This window comes from Aquipuribacter nitratireducens (assembly GCF_037860835.1).
Classification (GTDB): Bacteria; Actinomycetota; Actinomycetes; order Actinomycetales; family JBBAYJ01; genus Aquipuribacter; species Aquipuribacter nitratireducens.
On sequence record NZ_JBBEOG010000003.1, the window covers coordinates 1 to 20,895 of the forward strand.

The window sequence follows — 20,895 nt, forward strand, 5'->3', positions numbered from 1 at the left end:
GCGTCGGATCCAGGTCGTCGAACATGTGTACGAGGATACCGGCGGGCACCGACACCCGCCAGGCCCTGTCACAACCCTGTGGACAGCGCCTCAGCTCGCGGGCTCGAACCTCATGGAGATCGAGTTGATGCAGTACCGCAGGTCCGTCGGGGTGTCGTAGCCCTCGCCCTCGAAGACGTGCCCGAGGTGCGACCCGCACGCGGCGCAGCGCACCTCGGTGCGGACCATGCCGAGGGTCGTGTCGCGGATCTCCTCGATGCGGTCCCCGGCGAGCGGGGAGAAGAACGACGGCCAGCCGCAGTGGCTCTCGAACTTCTGGTCGCTGCGGAACAGCTCCGTGCCGCACGCGCGGCAGGAGTAGACGCCGACGTCGTGGTTGTCCGTGTACTCGCCCGTGAAGGCGCGCTCGGTGCCGGCGCGGCGGAGCACCTGGTACTCCTGCGGGGTCAGCCGGTCCCGCCACTCCTCGTCGGTCCGCCCCTTGGGGTAGACCCGCGGGACGTCCGACGTCCCGGTCGTCTCGTGCGTGCTGCGTCCCTGACCCACCATGCAAACCCCTTCTCCGGACCGGGCCGCCCGCGCGTCGCAGGCGCGCCACCGGCGTCCTCGACGGCACCAACGTACCCCCGGGGTGCCCTGTTCCGGCAGGGCCCGCCTGGGAGGATGACGCCGTGACGCGACGCCACCCCGACACCGAGCACGAGACGAGCCGCCCCCGCCGCTGGCTGGCGCCCCTGGTGGCCACGGGGACGGCGATCACCACGGGCCTCCTCGTCTCCGGTCTCGTGAGCGCGCTCGCCGCGTACTTCGTCCGCCGCGTCCTCACCCCGGAGCGGCTCAAGCCGGACGACACGGAGGTGCTCAGCGTCGGCCCCGGGACGGTGACGATCCGTGCGACGGACGAGACCGTCGCCCGCGGCCGCTTCGGGCTGCGCCTGGCCGGCGGCACGAGCCACGCGCGCCTCGGGGAGGTGCTCCGGGCCGACGGGCCGACCGTCACGCGCGAGCTCGTCGACGTCGACGGGCCGATGAAGGTCGGTCCCGCGCGGTGGAACCCGTACTACCTCGCGGGCGAGCCGACCCGCGCGCTCGGCCTCCCGCACGAGGACGTCGTCCTCGAGGGCGACGTGGGGCCGCTGCCCGCGTGGGTCGTGCCGCCGTCGGAGGACGTGCCGACGGCGGACGTGTGGGCCGTGCTGGTCCACGGTCGCGGCGCCACGCGCGAGGAGTGCCTGCGCGCCCTGCCGGTCCTCCACCGGCTCGGTGTCACCGCCGTGGTCCCGTCCTACCGGAACGACGCGGACGCGCCTGCGCTGCCCGGCGGGCGCTACCACCTCGGCGACACCGAGTGGGCCGACGTCGAGCACGCGATCCGGCTTGCGCTGCGCCGGGGCGCGAAGGGCGTCGTGCTGTTCGGCTGGTCAATGGGCGGCGCGATCGTCCTGCAGCTGCTGTCCCGCTCGCGCCTGCAGCACGTGGTGCGCGGCGCCGTGCTCGACGCGCCCGTCGTGTCGTGGGCGGACGTCCTCGACCACCAGGCGCGGGTCAACCGCATCCCCGTCTGGGTCGCCCGGCTCGGGCTCGAGCTGCTGAGCGGACGCCAGGCCGACCGGCTCTTCGGCGTCGAGGGCCCGGTCGAGCTCGAGCGTTTCGACTGGGTCGCGCGGGCCAACGAGCTTCGTCACCGGATGCTCGTCGTGCACTCCGACGACGACGAGTTCGTCCCGTCGGGACCGAGCCGCGCCCTCGCGCAGGCCCGGCCCGACCTGGTCCGGCTCGTGTCGTTCCGAGGTGCGCGGCACTGCCAGGAGTGGAACGTCGACCCCGCCCGGTGGGAGCGCGAGGTCGCCTCCTGGCTGAGAGAGGTTCTCGGCGTCGGCCGCTGAGCCGCCCCGCTGAGCCGCCCCGCTGAGCCGCTCAGCCCCGGTCGCGGACCCAGCGGGCCAGGAGCGACGACTCCGCGTGCAGCAGGTGCGCGAGCACCATCCCGCGCGGCTCGGGCAGGTCCCCCGTCACGACGCGTGAGGCGTCCGAGGCGACGAGCGCCGGGCTCGTCGTGAGGCACAGCTCGTCGAGCAGGTCCGCAGCCGCCAGCGCCCCCAGCAGCGCCGGCCCGCCCTCGCACAGGACCCGGGTGAGCCCGCGCTCGGCGAGCGCGGACACGGCCATGGCGAGGTCGGCCCCGCCGCGGTCGACGTGGCCCGCGAGCACGACCGCGTCCTCCCCGGCGGCCGCCCGCGCCCGGTCGAGCGCCTCGCGGTCGCCGTCGGGCATGACGACGAGCGCGCGACCCGGCTCGTCGAACATGCCCCGACCGGTCTCGACGCGTCCCGATCGCGTGACCTGCGCGACGACGGCCGCGGGACGCCGGCCCGCGGCCGCCCTCCCGGCCGCGGCCCACTCCTGAGGCGAGGCGGGCCCGTAGCCCTCCGCGCGAGCCGTGCCGGCGCCGACGAGGACGACGTCGGCGAGACCGCGCAGCACCCGGAACACCGCCTTGTCGACGCTGCTGCTGATGCCGCCGGAGCGGCCCTCGCCGTCGGTCGCGGCGCCGTCGAGGCTCGCCACCATGTTCGCGCGGACCCACGGCCGGTCCGGGTAGGCGTAGAGGTCGGCGAGGGCGGCCGTGTCGGAGCGACCCAGCCGCCGCGGCGCCCCGTCTCCGACGAGCAGGTCGAGGTCGTCCTCAGACACCCGCCTTCTCCCGGACCTGGCGCTGGATGCGGTGGAGCATCCCCGACATGCCGCGCAGCCGCAGGGGGCTCACGGCGCGGTCGAGGCCGAGCCGGCCCGGTACGTCGTCGGGGACCGCGAGGACACCGGCGGCGTCGAGGCCGCGCATGCCCTCGGCGAGGATGCCGGCGAAGCCACGCGTCGTCGGCGCCTCCTTCGGGGCGCTGAGGTGCACGTGCACTGCCGCCTCGGCGCCGCTGCCGTCGACGTCGACGTGGACGAAGACCGGCGACTGGCACTCGGGGACGGGTTCGAGCAGCTCCGGGTGCTGCCGGAGGTGCTCCGGCAGCTCGGGCAGGCCGTTGGCGAAGTCGAGGAGGAGCTCCAGGCGCTCGCGCTCCTCGAGCGCCTGGAACTCCTCGACGACGGCGTCGAAGCCCCCGGGCAGGGACCCCGTCACACGGACCCCGGCTCGTCGCCCTTGACGATCGGGACGCGCACGGCGTTGCCCCACTCGGTCCACGACCCGTCGTAGTTGCGGACCTTGGGGAAGCCGAGCAGGTGGGTGAGGACGAACCACGAGTGGCTCGAGCGCTCCCCGATCCGGCAGTACGCGATGACGTCGTCGTCCGGGGAGAGGCCCTTCTCCTGCTGGTAGATCGCCTCGAGCTCCTCACGGGCCTTGAAGCCGCCGTCGTCGGCGACCGCCCGGGCCCACGGCACCGACTGCGCGCCCGGGATGTGGCCGCCGCGCAGCGCGCCCTCCTCGGGGTAGGCCGGCATGTGGGTGCGGGCGCCGGTGTACTCCTCGGGGGAGCGGACGTCGACCATCGGCTTGCCGAGATGGCCCTTGACGTCGTCCATGAACGCGCGGATGTCCTCGTCGCGACGCTCGACGACCGGGTAGTCGACGTCCTTCGGCTGCGCGGGATCCGTCGTCCACGCCCGGCCCTCGGCCTCCCACTTCGCGCGACCGCCGTCGAGGAGACGGACGTCCTCGTGACCGAACAGGCTGAACACCCACAGGGCGTACGCGGCCCACCAGTTGTTCTTGTCGCCGTAGATGACGACCGTGTCGTCGCGGGCGATGCCCTTGGCACGCATGAGGGCGGCGAAGCCCTCGCCGTCGACGTAGTCGCGGGTGACGGGGTCGTTGAGCTCGGTGTGCCAGTCGATCTTCACCGCGCCCTCGATGTGGCCGGTGTCGTACAGCAGGACGTCCTCGCTCGACTCCACGACGACGAGGCCGGGGGAGCCGAGCCGGTCCGCGAGCCAGCCGGTCGTGACGAGGCGCTCGGGGTGGGCGTAGGCGGCGAGCTTCGGGTCGGTGTCGTGCTCCACGGGCACGGTGGCCTCCTAGGTCGGTCGGGTGGGCGGTGCGCCGTACGGCGGTACAGCCTGCCAACACGCGCGTCGGCGCGCCCCTTCCCCTCCCACGCGCCGGACGACACGATGCCTCCCGTGGCGCTGCAGCTGGACGACCGGTGGGTGTGGGACAGCTGGGTGGCGGACGACGGCGAGGCGTACCACCTCTTCTACCTGCAGGCCCCGCGGGCGCTCGGTGACCCGGGCCGCCGGCACACGGCCGCGACCATCGGCCACGCCCGCTCGACGGACCTCGTCTCGTGGGAGGTGCTCCCCGACGCCCTCGGCCCACGGGCCGGCGGCTGGGACGACGTCGCGCTGTGGACGGGTTCGACGGTCCGCGGCGACGACGGGGTGTGGCGGCTGTACTACACGGCGATCTCCTCGCGCGGGTACGGCCTCAGGGACCAGCGCGTCGGGCTCGCGGAGTCCGACGACCTCGTGACGTGGCGGCGGGTCGGTGACGCGCCGGTGGTCGACATCGACACCCGCTGGTACCGCACGATCGACGAGCACGAGACCGCGAGCGAGACGTGGCGGGACCCGTTCGTGTTCCGCGACCCGGACGGCGACGGCTGGCACATGCTCGTGACGGCACGAGCCCGCGGCGGACGGCGCAACGACGACGGCGTCGTCGCCCACGCCCGCAGCGCGGACATGCGGACGTGGGAGGTGGGCCCGCCGCTGTCGGCGCCGGGCACGGGCTTCGGCCAGCTCGAGGTGCTCCAGGTCCACGTCGTCGACGGGACGCCGGTCCTCGTCTTCACGTGCCACCCGCAGGAGATGACGCAGGAGCGCATCGAGCGGTCCGGCCGCTACTGCACGTGGTCGCTCACGGGGCCGTCCGTCCTCGGTCCGTGGGACGTGGACGCCGCCGTGCCGCTCCACGCCGAGCCCCACCTGTTCGCCGCCCCGCTCGTGCGGCGGCGCGACGGCTCGTGGGCGTTCGTGGGGTTCCGCAACACCGAGCCGGAGGGCGTCCACGCCTTCGACATCGTCGACCCGCTGCCCGTCGGCCTGCGCGACGGAGCGCTGCAGGTGCTCCCGTAGCCTGGGCGGTCGTGAACGGGCAGGCGGAGCGGCTCGTCGACCGCCGTCCGGCGCTCGACCGCGGCCGGCTGCTCGACGACCTCGTGCCGCCGCCCCGCTTCGCCGGCGCGCGCTTCGACACGTACGTGCCGGACCCGGCCGAGCCGAGCCAGGCGGCGGCCCGGTCCCGCCTCGAGGCGTTCGCCGCCTCGACGGGCGCCACCGGGGCACGGGGCGGACGTCTCGCGCGCCTCCTGGGCCGGCGCACCGACGACGCCACGCCTCGCGGCGTCTACCTCGACGGAGGCTTCGGCGTCGGCAAGACCCACCTGCTCGCCGCCACCTGGCACGCGGCGGCGGGCCGCCGGCACTACGGCACGTTCGTCGAGTACACGAACCTCGCGGGGGCACTGGGCTTCCGCGGCGCCGTCGACGCCCTCGCGGGCGCCGACCTCGTGTGCGTCGACGAGTTCGAGCTCGACGACCCCGGTGACACCGTGCTCATGGCGCGGCTCATGCGGGAGCTCGCGGACTCCGGGACGCGGCTGGCGGCGACGTCGAACACGCTGCCCGACGCCCTCGGCGCGGGCCGCTTCGCGGCCGAGGACTTCCTCCGCGAGATCCAGGCGCTGGGCCGGCTGTTCGAGGTCGCGACGGTCGACGGGGAGGACTACCGGCACCGGGGCGCGCCCCAGGCACCCGGTCCCGCCGACGAGGCCGAGCTCGACGCCCTCGCCGCCCGCCCGGGTGCCGTCGTCGACGACTTCCCGGCGCTGTGCGACCACCTCGCCGACGTCCACCCCAGCCGGTACGGGGCGATGCTCGACGGGGTGGCCGCGGTCGGCTGGCGCGACGTGCGCCCGGTGCCGGACCAGAACGTCGCCCTGCGCCTCGTCGTCCTCGCCGACAGGCTCTACGACCGTTCCCTGCCGCTCGTCGCCGGGGGTCGCCCGCTGACGGACCTGTTCACGACCGAGATGCTGCGCGGCGGGTACCGCAAGAAGTACCTGCGCGCGCTCAGCCGCCTCACGGCCCTCGCGCGGGAGGCGAGCCCCGCCGAGCGCTGACCGGCCGCGGTTTGCCCTCGCGCTCACCGGGAACCTCTCGAGGACGGCCTATCCGAGGAGGAGCCATGGGCAGGCACGAGAAGGAACACGGCCACCACGACGAGAACCTGACACCCGAGGAACGCGAGCGCGAGAACGAGCTCCACGGCACCGCCGAGACGCGGTGGCGCGACGACCTGCAGGAGACGACGCCGTCCTCCTACGAGCACGGGACGACCGCGCACACGCCCGGGACGCCGGGCCGCTCCGGACCGAGCGCCGAGACCGGCAGCGCGCGCGCGACGCCCGGCACACCGGGTGCGGGCGGGACGACGGTCGTGGAGGAGGAGGCGGACGGCACCGCGGTCCGGACCTCCGGCGCGGCACTCACGTCCGAGGAGCTCGCCTACGAGCACGGCACGACGGAGCACACACCCGGCGCGCCGGGCGCCGCGACGGTCCGCGACCCCGAGGACGAGGCGAAGTACGAGCACGGGACGACCGAGCACACGCCGGGCGCCCCGGGCGCGTCCAAGCGGCACGACTGACTGCGTCGCCGCCTCAGTACATCCGGACGAGGGCGGCGCCGGGGCCCTGGAGCCGAAGCGTCCGCCCCTCCGTCCAGGTCGGCCCCCAGTGACGCTCCACGCCCCCGGTGCCGTGCAGCGGCACCGGGGTGGCGTCGTCCGCCCGCGCCGCGGCGGCGAGGACGACGACCACCCGCCAGGTCCCGCGGTGGACGACGAGCCACTCGGGGCGTCCGTCGTCGCGCGACTCGTCCGGCGGGCCGACCTCGACATCGACCTCGCCGAGGTCGTCGTCGCGGAGGTCGGGCTCACGGCCCCGCAGCGCGACGAGGTCGCGGGTCCACGCGAGCAGCCCCGCGCGGACGGGCTCGTCGCGCTCGTCCCAACGGAGCACGGAGGCCTCGCGCGTGCCGGGGTCCTGCGGGTCCGGGACGGCGTCGGCGTCCCAGCCGTGCTCGGCGAACTCCCGGCGCCGACCGTCGCGCACCGACTGCGCGAGCGCGGGGTCCTCGTGGTCGGTGAAGAAGCGGAAGGGCGTCGTCGCGCCCCACTCCTCGCCCATGAACAGCATCGGCGTGAAGGGGGCCGTGAGGACGAGCGCGAGGGAGCCCGCGAGCTCGCCGGGGGACAGGGTCTGCGAGGGCCGGTCACCGAGGGCCCGGTTGCCGACCTGGTCGTGGTTCGAGGCGTAGGCGAGGAAGCGGTGCCCCGACGTCCCCGCCGGCACCGGGCTGCCCCACTCGGAGCCCCGGAACGGGGAGTAGCGGCCCGCGTGCCAGAACGCCTCCCGCCAGACCGTGCGGAGGACCTCCCCGGACCCGAAGTCGTCGTAGTAGCCCTGCCGCTCGCCGGTGAGGAGGGCGTGGAGGGCGTGGTGGGCGTCGTCGTCCCACTGGGCCGTCATCCCGAGCCCGCCCTGCGCGGTCGGCGTCACCATGACGGCGTCGTTGAGGTCGGACTCCGCGACCAGCGACAACGGCCGGCGCAGCCCGTCGGCGAGCGCCGCCGTCTCGTCGGCGAGCTGGGCGAGCACGTGGTGGTCGGAGTCGTCGACGAGGGCGTGGACGGCGTCCAGGCGCAGCGCGTCGACGTGGAAGTCGCGGAACCAGCGCAGCGCGTTGTCGCAGATCCAGCGGCGGACCTCCGAGGAGCCGTCGCCGTCGAGGTTGACCGCCTGGCCCCACGGCGTCTCGTGCCTGTCGGTGAAGTACGGCCCGAACACGGAGGTGTAGTTGCCGCTCGGCCCCAGGTGGTTGTAGACGCAGTCGAGGCTGACGGCGAGGCCCCGGGCGTGGGCGGCGTCGACGAAGCGCTGGAGGGCCTCCGGGCCGCCGTACTGGTCGTGGACGGCGAACAGGTGGACCCCGTCGTAGCCCCAGCCCCAGCGCCCCGGTGAGGCGGCGACGGGCATGAGGGCGACGACCTCGACGCCGACGTCGACGAGGTGGTCGAGGCGCCCGACGGCCGCGTCGAGCGTCCCCTCGGGCGTGAACGTGCCGAGGTGGAGCTCGTAGTGCAGCGCGCCGCGGACGTCCCGGCCGCGCCACCCGTCGTCGGACCAGCGGAACCGGGCGGGGTCGTAGAGCCGGCTCGGGCCGTGCACGCCGAACGGCTGCCACGCCGAGCGCGGGTCCGGCACCGGGTCGCCGCCGTCGACGGAGAACAGGTAGTCGCTGCCGTGGCCGGCCGCGCTCACCGCGAGGTGCCACCACCCCCCGTCCGCACGGGTCATCGCGCGGGTCGTGCGGTGCCCGTCGTCGGGGCCCGTCGCCTCCCGCACGAGGACGAGGTCGACGGTGCCGGCGTCCGGCGCCCAGACGGCGAAGGTGTGGCTCATCGGGTTCGACCCTGCCAGAGCCGCTGCGGGGTCGGCACGCCCACGCACACCCTCGTGCGCACCCTCACGCGCGCTCGAGCAGCGCGACGGGCAGCCGGTCGAGGAGCTCCTCGAGCTGCCGCGTGCCGCCGTCGTGCCCGCGCCCGGTGAGGACGTCGGTCCACGTCCCCTCGGGGAGGGCGATCGTGTGGCGACCCCAGCCGCCGAGCCGGTCGAGCTCGCCGGGTCGGCGGGTCGCGACGAGCAGGACGTCGGGCGCCTCCAGCGACCCGCGGGCGAACGCGAGCGCGTTGCCCGTCGACGTCGGCACGGGTGCGTACCCGGCGGCCGGCCCGCGGAAGGCCCCCGGCCGCCGGCGACGCAGCCGGAGGGCGCGGCTGGTGACGAGGAGCTTCTCGTCGTCGAGGTCCCGGGGTGCCCCGCCGCCGTCGAGGTGCGCGAGCCGCGCGGCACGGTCGTCGTAGTCGACGGCGCGCCGGTTGTCGGGGTCGACGAGGGAGCGGTCGACGAGCTCGGTGCCCTGGTAGACGTCGGGCACGCCGGGCAGCAGGAGCTGCAGCGCCTTCTGCGACAGCGTGACGACGCGGGTGTGCGCCGCGATGCCGTCGACGAAGGACGCGACGGCCGCGGCGAGCTGCTCGTCGGCGAGGACGCCGCGGGCGAGGTCGAGGACCGCGGTCTCGTACGCCTCGTCCGGCGTCGTCCACGTCGTGCGGGTCTTGGCCTCGCGGACCGCCTTCGTGAGGTAGCCGGTGAGCCGCTCCTCGTCGATCGGCCAGGTGGCGACGAGCGTCTGCCACAGCAGGAGCTCGGTGCCGCCGTCGACGAGGTCGCCCTGGCGCAGCGGGGCCGCGGCCTCGTGCCAGCTGCGGACCTGCTCGGCCCAGCGCTCCGGGTCCTCGACCGCCGCGAGCAGCCGGGCGCGCGCGTCCTCGCTGCGCTTGGTGTCGTGCGTCGACAGCGTCGTCATGGTCGCGGGCCACGTCGCCGCCGTCCGCTCGGCGAAGGCATGGAGCTCCTCGGGCGACAGGACGGTGCGCGCGGGGTCGCCCCCGACCTCGTTGACGGCGACGAAGCGGTGCCAGCGGTAGAAGGCCGTGTCCTCCACGCCCTTCGCCATGACGGGGCCGCACGTCTGCTGGAACCGCACGACGAGCTCGCGGCGGCGGGCCCGGCCCGCGGTGCCGCCGTCCCCGCCGCCGTCCGCGGCACCGACGAGGTCGCCGCCGAGCACGAGGTCGACGACGAGGTCGACGGTGGCGTGCCGGTCCTCCGGCAGGTGCTCCTTCGCCCGGTGCGCGGCCTCGGACACCACGGCGACGGCCTCCGCGTCGGCGGGCTCGCCGGGCACGACGTAGGCGCGGTAGCGGTCCATCGCGACGAGGAGCTCGACGACGGACTCGTGGAGCCCGCGCCGGGTGTGGTCGCGGAGGTGGACGTCGTCGGCGCAGATGTCGACGAGCAGGTCGACGAGTCGCTGCACCTCGGCGTGGAGGGTGAGCTCGACGACCTCGCGCTTCGAGGCCTCGACGGTCTGGTGGAAGTCGCCGACGCCGAGCCCGCCGCCGAGCTCGGCCTGCAGGAGCGACAGCGGGGCCTCGTACGACGGGTCGAGGAGCACGCCGGTGATGCGGCGGAGCGTGTCGTAGCCGGTGGTGCCGGCGCACGGCCAGTCCTCCGGCAGCCGCTCCTCGCCCTCGAGGATCTTCTCGACCACGACCCACGGCTCGACCGCGCCGCCGCCGGCGCGTTCCCGGGCGGCGCGGGCGGTGTCGCGCAGGCGCCGCAGGTAGCCGCGGGGGTCGGCGAGGCCGTCGGGGTGGTCGATGCGGAAGCCGTCGAGGACGCCCTCGCCGTACAGGTCGAGGAGCACCCGGTGCGTCGCCTCGAAGACATCGGGGTCCTCGACCCGGACGGCGGCGAGGGTGTCGACGTCGAAGAACCGGCGGTAGTTCAGCTCCTCGTCCGCGACCCGCCAGTACGCGAGCCGGTACCACTGGCGGTCGACGAGCTGCGGCAGGGGCAGGTCGGCGGTGCCGTCGCGGACGGGGAGGACGTGGTCGTAGTAGCGGAGGACGGACTCCGTGACCGTCTCCGCGGCGGGCCGGTCGGGGCCGGCGGGGACCTCGGCGGTCTCGACCGAGAGCTCCCCGGCGTCGAGGACGTCCCCGATGCGCGAGCCCAGGACCGGCACGAGCAGGGCCCGTGCGGGCACGGTCCAGTCGACGTCGAGCCAGCGTGCGTAGGGGGAGCCGGGACCGTCGCGGAGCACCGACCACATGACGCGGTTGTGCCACAGCGGGGTCGGCACCGACATGTGGTTGGGGACGACGTCCGCGACGAGCCCGATGCCGCGGGCGTGGAGGGCGTCGGCGAGCGCGCGCAGCCCCGCCTCGCCACCGAGCTCGGTGCTGATGCACGAGTGGTCGACGACGTCGTAGCCGTGGGTGCTGCCGGGCGTCGCCTGCAGGACGGGGGACAGGTAGACGTGGGAGACGCCGAGCCGGTCGACGTGGTCGACGACGGCGAGGGCGTCGGCGAAGCCGAACTCCGGGCGCAGCTGGAGCCGGTACGTGCTGAGGACCTGTCGGTCGGCCCCTGTCACCTGCGGGGCGCTCACCGGCGGTCCTGCTGGTCGGTGCGGAGCACGACGACGGACCGCGACGCGACGTCGCACACCTGGTGCGGGCGCAGCTGCGGCAGGCGGGCGGCGTCCCGCTCGCTCGAGAGACGACGGGACTCCGCGTACCCAGTGGTGTACGAGTGCGTGCGGGGCGGCAGGTGCGAGGGGTCGGAGGTGTCGACGACGACGTGCCAGCGCTTGCCGTACGCCTGGCCGGGCAGCGTGAAGCTGAGGTCGTTGGCGGAGGCGTTGAACAGCATGAGGAAGGAGTCGTCGACGATCCGCTCGCCGCGCGCGTCCGGCTCCTCGATGGCCTCGCCGTTGAGGAAGACCATGACGCTCTGGGCGTAGCCGACGTTCCAGTCCCCGTCGGTCATCCGGGCGCCGTCGAGGCGCAGCCACTCGATGTCGCCGAGGGCGTCGTCGCCGGGGTCGGTGTCGCCGGAGAAGAACCGCCGCCGCCGGAACACCGGGTGGCCGTTGCGCATGGCGACGAGGCGGCGGGTGAACTCCAGGAGGAGCTCCTGCCAGTCGTCGAGCTCCCAGTCCATCCACGTCGTGGGGTTGTCCTGGCAGTAGCCGTTGTTGTTGCCGCCCTGCGAGCGGGCGACCTCGTCGCCGTGCAGCAGCATCGGGACGCCCTGGCTCAGCAGGAGCGTGACGAGGAAGTTGCGGTGCTGCTTCTCGCGCAGCGCGACGACGCCGGGGTCCTGGGTCGGGCCCTCGACGCCGCAGTTCCACGAGCGGTTGTGGCTCTCGCCGTCGTTGCCGCCCTCGCCGTTCTCCTCGTTGTGGCGCTCGTTGTACGACACGAGGTCGCGCATCGTGAAGCCGTCGTGGGCGGTGACGAAGTTGATGCTCGCGATCGGCTTGCGGCCCGAGTGCGCGTAGAGGTCGCTGGAGCCGGTGATGCGGCTCGCGAACTCGCCGAGGGAGCCTGCCTCACCGCGCCAGAAGTCGCGGACGGTGTCGCGGTAGCGACCGTTCCACTCCGTCCACAGCGGGGGGAAGTTGCCGACCTGGTAGCCGCCCTCGCCGATGTCCCACGGCTCGGCGATGAGCTTGGTCTGGCTGATGACCGGGTCCTGCTGGACGAGGTCGAAGAACGCGCTCAGCCGGTCGACCTCGTGGAACTGGCGGGCGAGGGTGGCGGCGAGGTCGAAGCGGAAACCGTCGACGTGCATCTCCATGACCCAGTAGCGCAGGGAGTCCATGATCAGCTGCAGGACGTGCGGGTGCCGCATGAGCAGGCTGTTCCCGGTGCCCGTGGTGTCGTAGTAGAACTTCTTGTCGTCGTCGACGAGGCGGTAGTACGCGCCGTTGTCGAGGCCGCGGAAGGCCAGCGTCGGGCCCTGGTGGTTGCCCTCGGCCGTGTGGTTGTAGACGACGTCGAGGATGACCTCGATGCCGGCCGCGTGGAGGGCCTTCACCATCCCCTTGAACTCCTGCACCTGCTGGCCGCGCTGGCCCGTGGCGGAGTACTCGTTGTGGGGCGCGAAGAAGCCGATCGTGTTGTAGCCCCAGTAGTTGCGCATGCCCCGGTCCTGCAGGTGGCTGTCCTGCACGAACTGGTGCACCGGCATGAGCTCGACGGCGGTGATCCCGAGGTCGAGCAGGTGGTCGATCATGACCGGGTGCGCCATGCCGGCGTACGTGCCGCGGATGGACTCCGGGATGCCGGGGTGCTGCTGCGTCATGCCCTTGACGTGGGCCTCGTAGATCACGGTCTCGTGGTACTGCCGGTGCGGCGGCCGGTCGTTGCCCCAGTCGAAGAACGGGTTGACGACGACGGAGTGCATGGTGTGGAGGCGCGAGTCGAGACGCTGGATCTTGTTCTCGTCCCGGCCGAACCGGTAGCTGAACAGCGACTCGTCGCCGTCCGTCATGCCCTCGATGGCCTTCGCGTACGGGTCCAGCAGCAGCTTGCTCGGGTTGCAGCGCAGGCCCCGGTGCGGCTCGTAGGGCCCGTGCACGCGGAAGCCGTAGCGCTGTCCCGGCTGCACGCCCGGCAGGTAGCAGTGCCACACGAAGCCGTCGGCCTCCGGCATCGCGATGCGCTCCCGTTCCCGGCGGGCGTCGTCGAGCAGGCAGAGCTCGACCTTCGTCGCGACCTCGCTGAAGACGGCGAAGTTGGTTCCGGTGCCGTCGTAGGTGGCGCCCAGCGGGTACGGGGATCCGGGCCACACGTCCATGAACACGTCCTTCCCCCGCACCGGGGAGGGCGCGGGATGCCCAGTCAACACGGTCCGGCGCCCTGCCGCTCCCGGGCGCGCGGGCCGGCGCGCCCGGCGCAGGTCAGGTGGCGCCGAGCGCCCGGTCGAGCACGACGGCGGTCTGCCGGACGCCGAGCGGCGCGGTCCCGAGGCCGCGGGTGCCGGGGCTCTCGAGGCGCCCGCCGAGCCAGGCCTCGGTGACGGCGTCGGGGGCGTGGCGGGCGACGAGGGACGCCTGCAGGGCCAGCGCCATCCGCTCGACGAGCCAGCGCGCAGCGGCCTCGACAGCCGCCGGGTCCTGCTGCGCCTCGCTGGCCGCGGTGCGGAGGAGGTCGGCGAGGGCGTCGAGGCCGGCGTCGAGGCGCGGGCTGTGCCCCCGGGCGGTGTCGCACTCGCCGATGAAGGCCGCGACGGCGTCCGGGTCGCCGGCGACGACGCGGACGACGTCGACGGCGAGCCCGTTGGCGGTCGCCCCGGCGAGGACGGCGCCCGCGTCGCGGTGGAGGCGGGCGAGGACGCCGGTCTCGTCCCACGCGGCGGCGCCGGCGAGCTCGAGCGCCTCGAGGGTGACCTGCGGGGCGCGGCGCGACAGCCACGACGCCGCGACCGGCCCGGCGAGGCGGAGCAGGGCGGCGTCGGCCTCGGTGCCGTCGGTGGCGGCGGCGAGGCGGAGCGCGAGGAGCGTCGCGGCCTCGGACTCCACCGCGAGGTCGGCGAGGACGGTGCGGAGCAGGGGAGCGGTGTCGAGGGGGCCGCCGGGGCGGGCGCTGCGCCGTGCGTGGTGTCCGGCGCGCCACAGGGCGGCGCGGACGGCCGCCGCAGCGAGGACGGTCCCGTCGAGGTGCTGCGTCGCGGCGACGCGGGCGAGTGCTTCGCCGCCCGGGGCGTTCTCGTCGTCGAGGCGGACCGCCCACGCGTCGTCGAGCTCGACGTCGCCGACGACCCAGGCGCGACGGGCGCGGCCGTGTCGCAGCCGCAGCAGCCGCAGGCCGTCGTCCCCCGTCCCCGGGAGCGAGCGGGGCACGAGGAACGTGCCGGGACCGTCGTCCGTGGCGGCGGACACGACGAGGACGTCGGCGTCGGCGTTGCCGACGAACCACTTGCGCCCGGACAGCCGCCACGTGGGGCCGCCGTCGAGGGGCCCTCCGAGCTCGGTGACCGCCCTGGTGGTCGCGGCCCGGGTGTCGCTGCCGCCCTGCTCGCTGAGCGCCAGCCCGGCGGAGGTCGCGCGTGCTGCCGACCCGCGCCGGGACGTCACGTCGACCCGGCGGCTCGCGAGGCGCGGCAGCCACGACGCGGCGGCGGGACCACCGACGACCGCCGCGGTGGCCGCGTGGTGCGTCGCCGCCTGCGCGGCGGCCGATCCGCTCACCTGCGCCCACAGCAGCAGGGACGCGGCGCGTTCGAGGTGGGCGTGCGGCTCCCCGGAGGCCCACGGCCGCCCGGTGAGCCCGGCCTGGGCCCCGTCGCGGAGCAGGGCGCGCCAGCCGGGGTGGTGGACGACGCGGTCGACGCGCTCGCCCGCGTCGTCGTACGCGTCGAGGCGCGCGGGGGAGCGCTCGACCTCGGCGGCGAGCTCACGGGTGGCGCGTGCCCCGCAGTGCCGACCCAGCTCGTGGAGCCCGGGGAGGGCCTCCTCGCCGCCGTACGTCCGGACGGCGTCGCGCAGGGCGGGGTCGGCCGCGGCGAGGTCGAGGTCGCCCGGGTCCGGTGCGCTGCCGCGAGCGGCCGTCCGCCCGCGCGACGCCGCAGCCGCCCGCAGGTCGATGACCTGGTCGCCGTGCCGGTCACCCGAGCGCTCCCGGCGGGTGCGCCGTTCGGGCGGCACGGCCATGCGGCACCTCCGACCGTCGCTGCTGCTCGGCGCGCCGGGCCAGCAGGGAGCGCGCGAGGTTGCCAGGGGACGACGGCACAGTAGACGACGGGCGCCGCGGGCAGCGCGTCGGACCGTCCTCCCTGCCACCCGCCTCGATCGCGGGCGGGGCGATGGTGGGTCAGGCGCGCTGCCAAGCGGCGATGGCACGGTGGACGTAGGCCGAGACGCACGCCTCGAGGTCCGTCGACGGGTCGAGGAGCCACTGCAGCCCGATGCCGTCCAGGGTCGCGGTGAGCAGCCGCACCTCGGTCTGGATGTCGGCGTCGGTCATGGGCGCCACATCCCCGGCGTCGACGGCGGATCGGAGGTGACCGGCGAGGGTGGCGAGGTTGCGGGTGTAGCGCTGCGCGATGAAGGCGTGCGCGGGGTGGGTGGGGGCGGACGCCTCGGCCGCGATCGTGGTGAAGAGCTCGAGCAGGCCGCGGTTGTGACGGTGGGCGGCCATGACGGCGGGCAGGCGCCGGAAGTAGGCGAGCCCGTCGACGTCGGCGAGACCGGCCTGGACCGTGCGCCTGTCCCACTCCGCGAGGACGGCGACGAGGAGGTTCTCCTTGCTGCCGAAGTGTTTGATCAGGGTCGAGTGGGACACGCCGGCCCGGTCGGCGATGTCCCGGATGGAGCCTCCGGCGTAGCCGAGCTCGGCGAAGACCCCGACCGCGACGTCGATCAGCTGTTCACGCCGCCGACGTCCTGTGCGGTACGGGCCCCTCGTGCTCACGCGGGAATCGTCGCACGCTCCTTGCAGAAATGGAACCGAACGGTTACTTTTGACGGGTTGGTCACCACGACGGAAAGGGCTCGCCATGAGGTACTCGGTGCTGGGTCCCAGCGGGATGCGGGTGTCGAAGGTGTGCCTGGGCACCGCCACGTTCGGGGTGGCGCCGACCGCGGAGGACGCCGACGGTGTCGTCGGGTCGGCCCTGGAGCTGGGGGTGAACTTCTTCGACACCGCGAACGTCTACGGCTCCACGCCGACCTTCGACCGGCCCGGCGCGCCTCCCGCGTCGCAGCGTGAGTCCGCCGAGGAGATCCTCGGCCGCGCCCTCGAGGGTCACCGTGACGCCGTGGTGCTCGCCACGAAGTGCGGCGAGCGGCGCTTCGACCCCGACGCCGGCCTGTCCCGCCGCTATATCGTCGGCCAGGTCGAGCAGAGCCTGCGCCGGCTGCGCACCGACCGCATCGACGTGTACTACGCCCACTTCCCCGACCCGGACACCCCGCTCGAGCAGACCCTCGCGGTGTACGACGACCTCATCCGGCAGGGCAAGCTCCGCCACGTCGCCCTGTCCAACTACCCCGCATGGCAGGTGACGGAGGCGCTGTGGATCGCCGACGACCGCCGGCTCGTGTCCACCCCGGTCGCGGCGCAGGTGAAGTACAGCCTGCTGGACCGCAGCCCGGAGACCGAGCTGAGCGCGGCGTGCACCCGCTTCGGCGTGTCTCTCGTCCCGTACGCGCCCCTGCACGGCGGACTGCTGGCGAGCCTGTCGGTGCTGGAGCGCCAGACCGCCGGGGACGCCCGCTTCGGCGGGCCGGGGTTCGCTCCGCACGAGATCGCCGTCGCCCGGCAGGTCGAGCGCCTCGCCCGCGAGTGGGGGCTGGCCCTGCACCAGGTCAGCCTCGCGTGGCTGCTGTCCCGCCCCGCCGTCGCGTCCGTGATCGTCGGGGCGGAGACCGCCGAGGAGGTCCGCGCCAACGCGTCGGCCGCCGACGTCGACCTCACCACCGAGCAGCTCGACGCCCTCTCCGCCCTGGCCGCCGATCCGCCGGTCTGAGCGTGGTGGCGAACGTGACGACGGCCCCTGCCCTGCAGATGCTGCAGGTCAGGGGCCGTGTCGTCCGGTGGGCGATACTGGGTTCGAACCAGTGACCTCTTCCGTGTCAAGGAAGCGCGCTACCACTGCGCCAATCGCCCGTGCGTGAGAGGTGGAGACGGGATTCGAACCCGTGTACACGGCTTTGCAGGCCGTTGCCTCGCCTCTCGGCCACTCCACCACGTGCCGCACCCGCGGTGCGGGTGCCACCGTGCGGGACGGCTCCGAGCGGACGACGGGACTCGAACCCGCGACCCTCACCTTGGCAAGGTGATGCGCTACCAACTGCGCTACGTCCGCACTGCCGGGGTCGCCCCCGGCGTGCTCAGAAGGTTAGCCCAGGGGTCCGGACAGGCCAAACCAGCAGGTCGGCGGGATCCGGTGCCCGGACACGACCCCTCAGGCCGTGAGGCGCGCGACCACGTCGTCGAGGTCGAGGTGCAGCTGCTCCTCACCGGCCGGGACGACCGAGAGCGTGCTCCCGACGAAGCGGCGGAGGTCGGCGGCGTCGGCGTGGAGGACCGCGCGGCCGTCGGGGGAGGAGAGCGCGATGACGACGATGTCGCCGTCGGTGCCGCGGGAGGGCCAGACGTGGACGTCGCCGAGGCCCGTCGCCTTCTCGAGGCCCTCGACGAGGAGGTCGCGGGCGAAGACCCACTCGACGGACGTCTCTCCGTCGCCGCCCCGGAAGAGGGCGCGCACGGCGTAGGGGTCGCCGGCCGAGTAGCGCAGCGACACCGGCAGCGGGACGGGACCCGAGTCGGGCATGACGAGGCGGAGCGTGACCTCGACGTCCACGTCGACCTTGTGCTTCTCGACCACGGGTCTCTCCTCCAGGCTGGGCTGCCGGGGGCCGGCGGCCGGTCTCAGCGGGCGTTCGCTGCGTGAGCAACACATTCCCCGGTCCCGTGACCCGCAAACATACGCCGCGCCGGGTGGTCACCCGTTCGGACGCGACGGCACCACCCGCCTGCGGGCGGTGCGCACCCTCGGTCACCTCCCGCATACGCTGGTCGGGTGGGGCCTGAGGGACGACCCGGTGCGACCACGCCGGGACGCGAGCGCCGCGCGCGAACCGGCGCGCGACCGGGCGTCCCGCGCGCCGGCCGGCTCACGAGCCCGACCGCCGAGACGCCGGTCCCGCCGACGGTGGACACCGCCTTCGACGCCCCGTTCGACGAGGTGCTGACGGGCGAGCACGACGGCGTCCCGGTCGCCGGAGCCGGGCACCACGACGAGAACCACGGTCACCACCACGACCAGCACCACGGTCACCATCACGACCAGCACCACGACGAGAACCACCCGCGTCACGCGCGCGCCGCTCGCGCGCGTCGTCGCTGGCGGCGCCTCGTCGCCCGGACCCGGGCCGTCCGGGCGCGGGTGCGGCGCACGCCCGCCGGCCGGCTCTCGTGGCGGATCGGGGTCGGCGTGCTCGGCGGGGTCCTCCTCGTCGCCGGCGTCGTCATGATCCCTGGCCCCGGTCAGGGCTGGGCGACGGTGTTCCTCGCCCTCGCCATCCTCTCGACGGAGTTCCGCTGGGCCCACCGGATCCGCCACGGGCTGTGGGTCCGCCTCATCGCCGCCCGTAAGGCGTACAGCCACAGCACGCGGGGCCGGAAGGCCGCGCTCGCCGCCCTCACGGTCACCGTGTCGGTCGTCGCGCTCGCGCTGGTGCTGTGGGGATCGCTGGCGGTCACCGGGCTCCCGGGCTGGACCCCCGCGCCGGTCGCCGATCTCGTGGGAGGGCTGCCGGGCGTGCAGTGAGCCCTGCGGCATCCCCTACGATGCTCCACGGCGGTCGTGACCGGGCCGCCGAGGGGCGGTTAGCTCAGTTGGTAGAGCACGTCGTTCACACCGACGGGGTCGCTGGTTCGAGTCCAGTACCGCCCACCCTCACCAGAACATCTCGTCCGGCATGGCCGGGCCGCCCATGTCGACGTCGCGGCGCGGACCCGGCGCCCGTCGGCGCAGCCGGTCCGACCACCCGCGCAGCCGCTCCTCCAGCGCGCCCCTGACGGAGAACCCGCGGCGCCCCGCCCGCAGCCTCACGAGCTCACGGGTGTCCGGTCCGTACGGCACGTACTTCGGCAGCCGCCACGCCGACACCCCCCACGTCGGCACCCCGAGCCGGCCGAGCACGTGGTCGAGGCGCTCGGACTCGATGTGCTGCTCGGGGTCGAGCGTCTCGCCGAGCTCCTCGCGCACGGCGTCGGCGAACTTCGGGCGTCCGAAAGCGGCGGCGAGCGCGTCGGCGTGGTGCTGGCCGACCGGCTCGTCGAACGCCTCGTCGTCGACGACGGACGGGTCGCTGCGGTAGCGCAGCAGCGGACCGCCGTCGACGTGGCACAGCAGCTCGAGGAGCCTGTCCCGCACCACCTCGGCCGCGAGCACGGTCGTGGGGGAGCCGTTGAGGTCGGCGGCCAGGGAGGCGGCGAACGACTCGAGGTCGGCGGCGTCCGAGGCGACGGTCGGGCCGCGCCCGGCGGGCACGAGCACGACGTGCTCGCCCTCCTGCGGGCCCACCCAGCCGGAGAAACCGAGCGCCGACGCCCGCGCGAGGACCGCGTCCCGCTCTCCGCGCACGACCACGAGCCGGTAGCTGTAGCCGGCCGGTCCACCGACGTCGCCGCCCCCGGCGGGGATCGCTCCGATCGTCATGGGAGGCAGTCTGCTCGCCGATCGGCGCCAAGGGGTTGTCGAAACGCTTCCGCGTGTCGTACTGTCGAAACGCTTCGCACAACCCGGCCACGACGACGAGGTCGACGATGACGAGCATCCACGACGTGGCACGAGCCGCGGGGGTCTCCATCTCGACCGTGTCCTACGCCCTCAGCGGCAAGCGGGCGGTCACGGAGGCGACGCGCCGCCGGGTGGAGGCCGCCGTCGAGCAGCTGGGGTACCGGCCGAACGCCGGCGCCCGGATGCTCGCGGGGCGACGGACCTTCATCCTCGCCGTCACCGAGCCCGTCCGCCCCGACACGTACGCCCCGGCGCACATGGCCTTCGTCGCCGCCACGGCGGCAGCCGCCCGCCGCTACGACTACGACGTCCTGCTCCTGACGCGGGACGAGGCGACGGGCGGGCTCGACCGGGTCACGGGCAGCCGGCTCGTCGACGGCGTCGTCGTGCTCGACGTCACGCGCGACGACGAGCGCGCCGAGCTCGTCCGCCGCCTCGGTGTCCCCGCCGTCGTCGTCGGTGTCCCCGACGACACGAACGGCCTCGTGTGCGTCGACCTCGACTTCGAGGCCGCCGCGCGGCTGGCCGTCGACCGCCTGGTCGACGCGGGTCACCGGGTGCTGGGACTCCTCGGCCACCCGGGCTCCACCTACGAGCGGGGGTCGAACTTCCCGCCCCGCATCCGCGACGCCTTCCTCGCGCACGCCGCAGCGCGCGGCGTCGAGGCGCGGCTCGCCACCCCGGAGCGCGGCGAGCAGCACGTGCGCGACGCGGTCGACGACCTGCTCGGCCCGGCCGGGGACCTCACCGGACTCGTCATGCACTGCGACGAGGGCGCGCAGCGCACCGCGCTCGACCAGCTCGCCGTCCGCGGGGTGCCGGCACCCGAGCGGGTGTCGGTGGTGTCCGCGGCCTCGACGTTCGACACGTCCGCGCTGCCCGTCCCCCTCGACGTCATCCCGCTCGTGCCCGAGCGCAGCTGCGACCGGGCGGTCGAGCTCGTCATGCAGCAGCTCGACGGGACGGTCGCACCGACCGTCGAGCTGCTCGCCCCCACGTACGTCTCCCACGGCTCCGTGCGCGAGCGCGGAGCACTCGACGCGGCTCCCTGAGCCGACGCCACCCACCACCTGCCCACCACTCATTCGCACGCCCATTATCGAAGCGCTTCGACAACCGGTCGACGCGTCACCCGTGACGCCACGGCGTC

At 74.5% G+C, this 20,895-nt stretch carries 18 protein-coding genes and 4 tRNA genes; 8 read left to right on the forward strand and 14 right to left on the reverse strand.

Translation table 11 applies throughout. The annotated features are described in order from the left end of the window. Positions 1-90 precede the first annotated feature (90 nt). Positions 91-549 carry a peptide-methionine (R)-S-oxide reductase MsrB gene (gene msrB / locus WAB14_RS06270; protein WP_340268527.1) on the reverse strand — a complete coding sequence of 153 codons (459 nt, stop codon included), beginning with the start codon at positions 547-549 and terminating at the stop codon, positions 91-93. Between the two features lie 122 nt (positions 550-671). Here msrB and WAB14_RS06275 point away from each other — a divergent pair, with 122 nt between their 5' ends. Next, positions 672-1,886: an alpha/beta hydrolase family protein gene (locus tag WAB14_RS06275; protein WP_340268529.1), complete on the forward strand. Its 1,215-nt coding sequence runs from the start codon at positions 672-674 to the stop codon at positions 1,884-1,886. A 31-nt stretch (positions 1,887-1,917) separates the two neighbouring features. Here WAB14_RS06275 and WAB14_RS06280 read toward each other — a convergent pair whose 3' ends face one another. Genes WAB14_RS06280 through WAB14_RS06290 form a run of 3 tightly spaced genes read right to left on the reverse strand, consistent with a single transcriptional unit; the run spans position 1,918 to position 4,020 of the window. Beyond that, positions 1,918-2,694 (reverse strand): dihydrofolate reductase family protein, encoded by a 777-nt coding sequence (locus tag WAB14_RS06280; RefSeq protein WP_340268531.1) that lies wholly within the window; start codon positions 2,692-2,694, stop codon positions 1,918-1,920. Next, on the reverse strand, positions 2,687-3,133 hold the full coding sequence (locus tag WAB14_RS06285) for a SufE family protein (protein ID WP_340268533.1): 447 nt from the start codon (positions 3,131-3,133) through the stop codon (positions 2,687-2,689). Before WAB14_RS06285 ends, WAB14_RS06280 begins: the two co-directional genes overlap by 8 nt. Next, on the reverse strand, positions 3,130-4,020 hold the full coding sequence (locus tag WAB14_RS06290; RefSeq protein ID WP_340268535.1) for a sulfurtransferase: 891 nt from the start codon (positions 4,018-4,020) through the stop codon (positions 3,130-3,132). Before WAB14_RS06290 ends, WAB14_RS06285 begins: the two co-directional genes overlap by 4 nt. A gap of 114 nt (positions 4,021-4,134) precedes the next feature. Here WAB14_RS06290 and WAB14_RS06295 point away from each other — a divergent pair, with 114 nt between their 5' ends. From WAB14_RS06295 to WAB14_RS06305, 3 genes are all read left to right on the forward strand, one after another. After that, the gene (locus WAB14_RS06295) at positions 4,135-5,088 is read left to right on the forward strand and encodes a glycoside hydrolase family protein (protein WP_340268537.1); all 954 of its coding nucleotides are present in this window, start codon (positions 4,135-4,137) and stop codon (positions 5,086-5,088) included. An 11-nt stretch (positions 5,089-5,099) separates the two neighbouring features. Further along, on the forward strand, positions 5,100-6,134 hold the full coding sequence (gene zapE / locus WAB14_RS06300) for a cell division protein ZapE (RefSeq protein ID WP_377003162.1): 1,035 nt from the start codon (positions 5,100-5,102) through the stop codon (positions 6,132-6,134). Between the two features lie 65 nt (positions 6,135-6,199). Continuing rightward, complete coding sequence (locus tag WAB14_RS06305; protein ID WP_340268539.1) at positions 6,200-6,661, forward strand: hypothetical protein; 462 nt, start codon at positions 6,200-6,202, stop codon at positions 6,659-6,661. Between the two features lie 13 nt (positions 6,662-6,674). On the opposite strand, the gene treZ is transcribed toward WAB14_RS06305, so the two are convergent. The 5 genes from treZ to WAB14_RS06330 all read right to left on the reverse strand — a co-directional run bounded on the left by treZ (position 6,675) and on the right by WAB14_RS06330 (position 15,907). Continuing rightward, on the reverse strand, positions 6,675-8,477 hold the full coding sequence (gene treZ, locus WAB14_RS06310; RefSeq protein ID WP_340268541.1) for a malto-oligosyltrehalose trehalohydrolase: 1,803 nt from the start codon (positions 8,475-8,477) through the stop codon (positions 6,675-6,677). 64 nt (positions 8,478-8,541) lie between these two features. After that, a complete protein-coding gene (gene treY / locus WAB14_RS06315; RefSeq protein ID WP_340268543.1) occupies positions 8,542-11,097 on the reverse strand; it encodes a malto-oligosyltrehalose synthase in 2,556 nt (851 codons plus the stop codon). After that, entirely contained in the window at positions 11,094-13,292 is a 2,199-nt protein-coding gene (glgX, locus tag WAB14_RS06320) for a glycogen debranching protein GlgX (RefSeq protein ID WP_340268545.1), read from the reverse strand. The genes treY and glgX overlap by 4 nt, the downstream gene beginning before the upstream one ends. 103 nt (positions 13,293-13,395) lie before the next feature. Beyond that, positions 13,396-15,147 (reverse strand): acyl-CoA dehydrogenase family protein, encoded by a 1,752-nt coding sequence (locus WAB14_RS06325; protein WP_340268547.1) that lies wholly within the window; start codon positions 15,145-15,147, stop codon positions 13,396-13,398. Between the two features lie 160 nt (positions 15,148-15,307). Further along, on the reverse strand, positions 15,308-15,907 hold the full coding sequence (locus WAB14_RS06330) for a TetR/AcrR family transcriptional regulator (RefSeq protein ID WP_340268549.1): 600 nt from the start codon (positions 15,905-15,907) through the stop codon (positions 15,308-15,310). A 97-nt stretch (positions 15,908-16,004) separates the two neighbouring features. On the opposite strand from WAB14_RS06330, the gene WAB14_RS06335 reads away from it, so the two are divergent. Then, positions 16,005-16,964, forward strand: coding sequence for an aldo/keto reductase (locus WAB14_RS06335; RefSeq protein ID WP_340268551.1), 960 nt, complete (start codon positions 16,005-16,007; stop codon positions 16,962-16,964). Positions 16,965-17,032: 68 nt separating this feature from the next. Here WAB14_RS06335 and WAB14_RS06340 read toward each other — a convergent pair. The 4 genes from WAB14_RS06340 to WAB14_RS06355 all read right to left on the reverse strand — a co-directional run bounded on the left by WAB14_RS06340 (position 17,033) and on the right by WAB14_RS06355 (position 17,825). After that, positions 17,033-17,104: transfer RNA gene (locus WAB14_RS06340), tRNA-Val, on the reverse strand. 9 nt (positions 17,105-17,113) lie between these two features. After that, a tRNA-Cys gene (locus WAB14_RS06345) sits at positions 17,114-17,184 on the reverse strand. Positions 17,185-17,230: 46 nt separating this feature from the next. Further along, a tRNA-Gly gene (locus WAB14_RS06350) sits at positions 17,231-17,303 on the reverse strand. A 99-nt stretch (positions 17,304-17,402) separates the two neighbouring features. Beyond that, positions 17,403-17,825, reverse strand: coding sequence for an SsgA family sporulation/cell division regulator (locus WAB14_RS06355; protein ID WP_340268553.1), 423 nt, complete (start codon positions 17,823-17,825; stop codon positions 17,403-17,405). A 195-nt stretch (positions 17,826-18,020) separates the two neighbouring features. Here WAB14_RS06355 and WAB14_RS06360 point away from each other — a divergent pair, with 195 nt between their 5' ends. Together WAB14_RS06360 and WAB14_RS06365 are read left to right on the forward strand one after the other, a co-directional pair. After that, positions 18,021-18,770 carry a TIGR02611 family protein gene (locus tag WAB14_RS06360; protein WP_340268555.1) on the forward strand — a complete coding sequence of 250 codons (750 nt, stop codon included), beginning with the start codon at positions 18,021-18,023 and terminating at the stop codon, positions 18,768-18,770. A 53-nt stretch (positions 18,771-18,823) separates the two neighbouring features. Then, a tRNA-Val gene (locus WAB14_RS06365) sits at positions 18,824-18,896 on the forward strand. Between the two features lie 3 nt (positions 18,897-18,899). On the opposite strand, the gene WAB14_RS06370 is transcribed toward WAB14_RS06365, so the two are convergent. Beyond that, positions 18,900-19,664 (reverse strand): hypothetical protein, encoded by a 765-nt coding sequence (locus tag WAB14_RS06370; RefSeq protein WP_340268556.1) that lies wholly within the window; start codon positions 19,662-19,664, stop codon positions 18,900-18,902. A 107-nt stretch (positions 19,665-19,771) separates the two neighbouring features. On the opposite strand from WAB14_RS06370, the gene WAB14_RS06375 reads away from it, so the two are divergent. Then, entirely contained in the window at positions 19,772-20,797 is a 1,026-nt protein-coding gene (locus WAB14_RS06375; protein ID WP_340268558.1) for a LacI family DNA-binding transcriptional regulator, read from the forward strand. The last annotated feature ends 98 nt before the right edge of the window (positions 20,798-20,895 follow it).

What these genes read in the sequence shown, in the direction of transcription:
- msrB (WP_340268527.1), bottom strand. Translation starts at nt 549, where the DNA reads ATGGTGGGTCAGGGACGCAGCACGCACGAGACGACCGGGACGTCGGAC.
- WAB14_RS06305 (WP_340268539.1), top strand. Translation starts at nt 6,200, where the DNA reads ATGGGCAGGCACGAGAAGGAACACGGCCACCACGACGAGAACCTGACA.
- treZ (WP_340268541.1), bottom strand. Translation starts at nt 8,477, where the DNA reads ATGAGCCACACCTTCGCCGTCTGGGCGCCGGACGCCGGCACCGTCGAC.
- glgX (WP_340268545.1), bottom strand. Translation starts at nt 13,292, where the DNA reads ATGGACGTGTGGCCCGGATCCCCGTACCCGCTGGGCGCCACCTACGAC.
- WAB14_RS06325 (WP_340268547.1), bottom strand. Translation starts at nt 15,147, where the DNA reads ATGGCCGTGCCGCCCGAACGGCGCACCCGCCGGGAGCGCTCGGGTGAC.
- WAB14_RS06370 (WP_340268556.1), bottom strand. Translation starts at nt 19,664, where the DNA reads ATGACGATCGGAGCGATCCCCGCCGGGGGCGGCGACGTCGGTGGACCG.
- WAB14_RS06375 (WP_340268558.1), top strand. Translation starts at nt 19,772, where the DNA reads ATGACGAGCATCCACGACGTGGCACGAGCCGCGGGGGTCTCCATCTCG.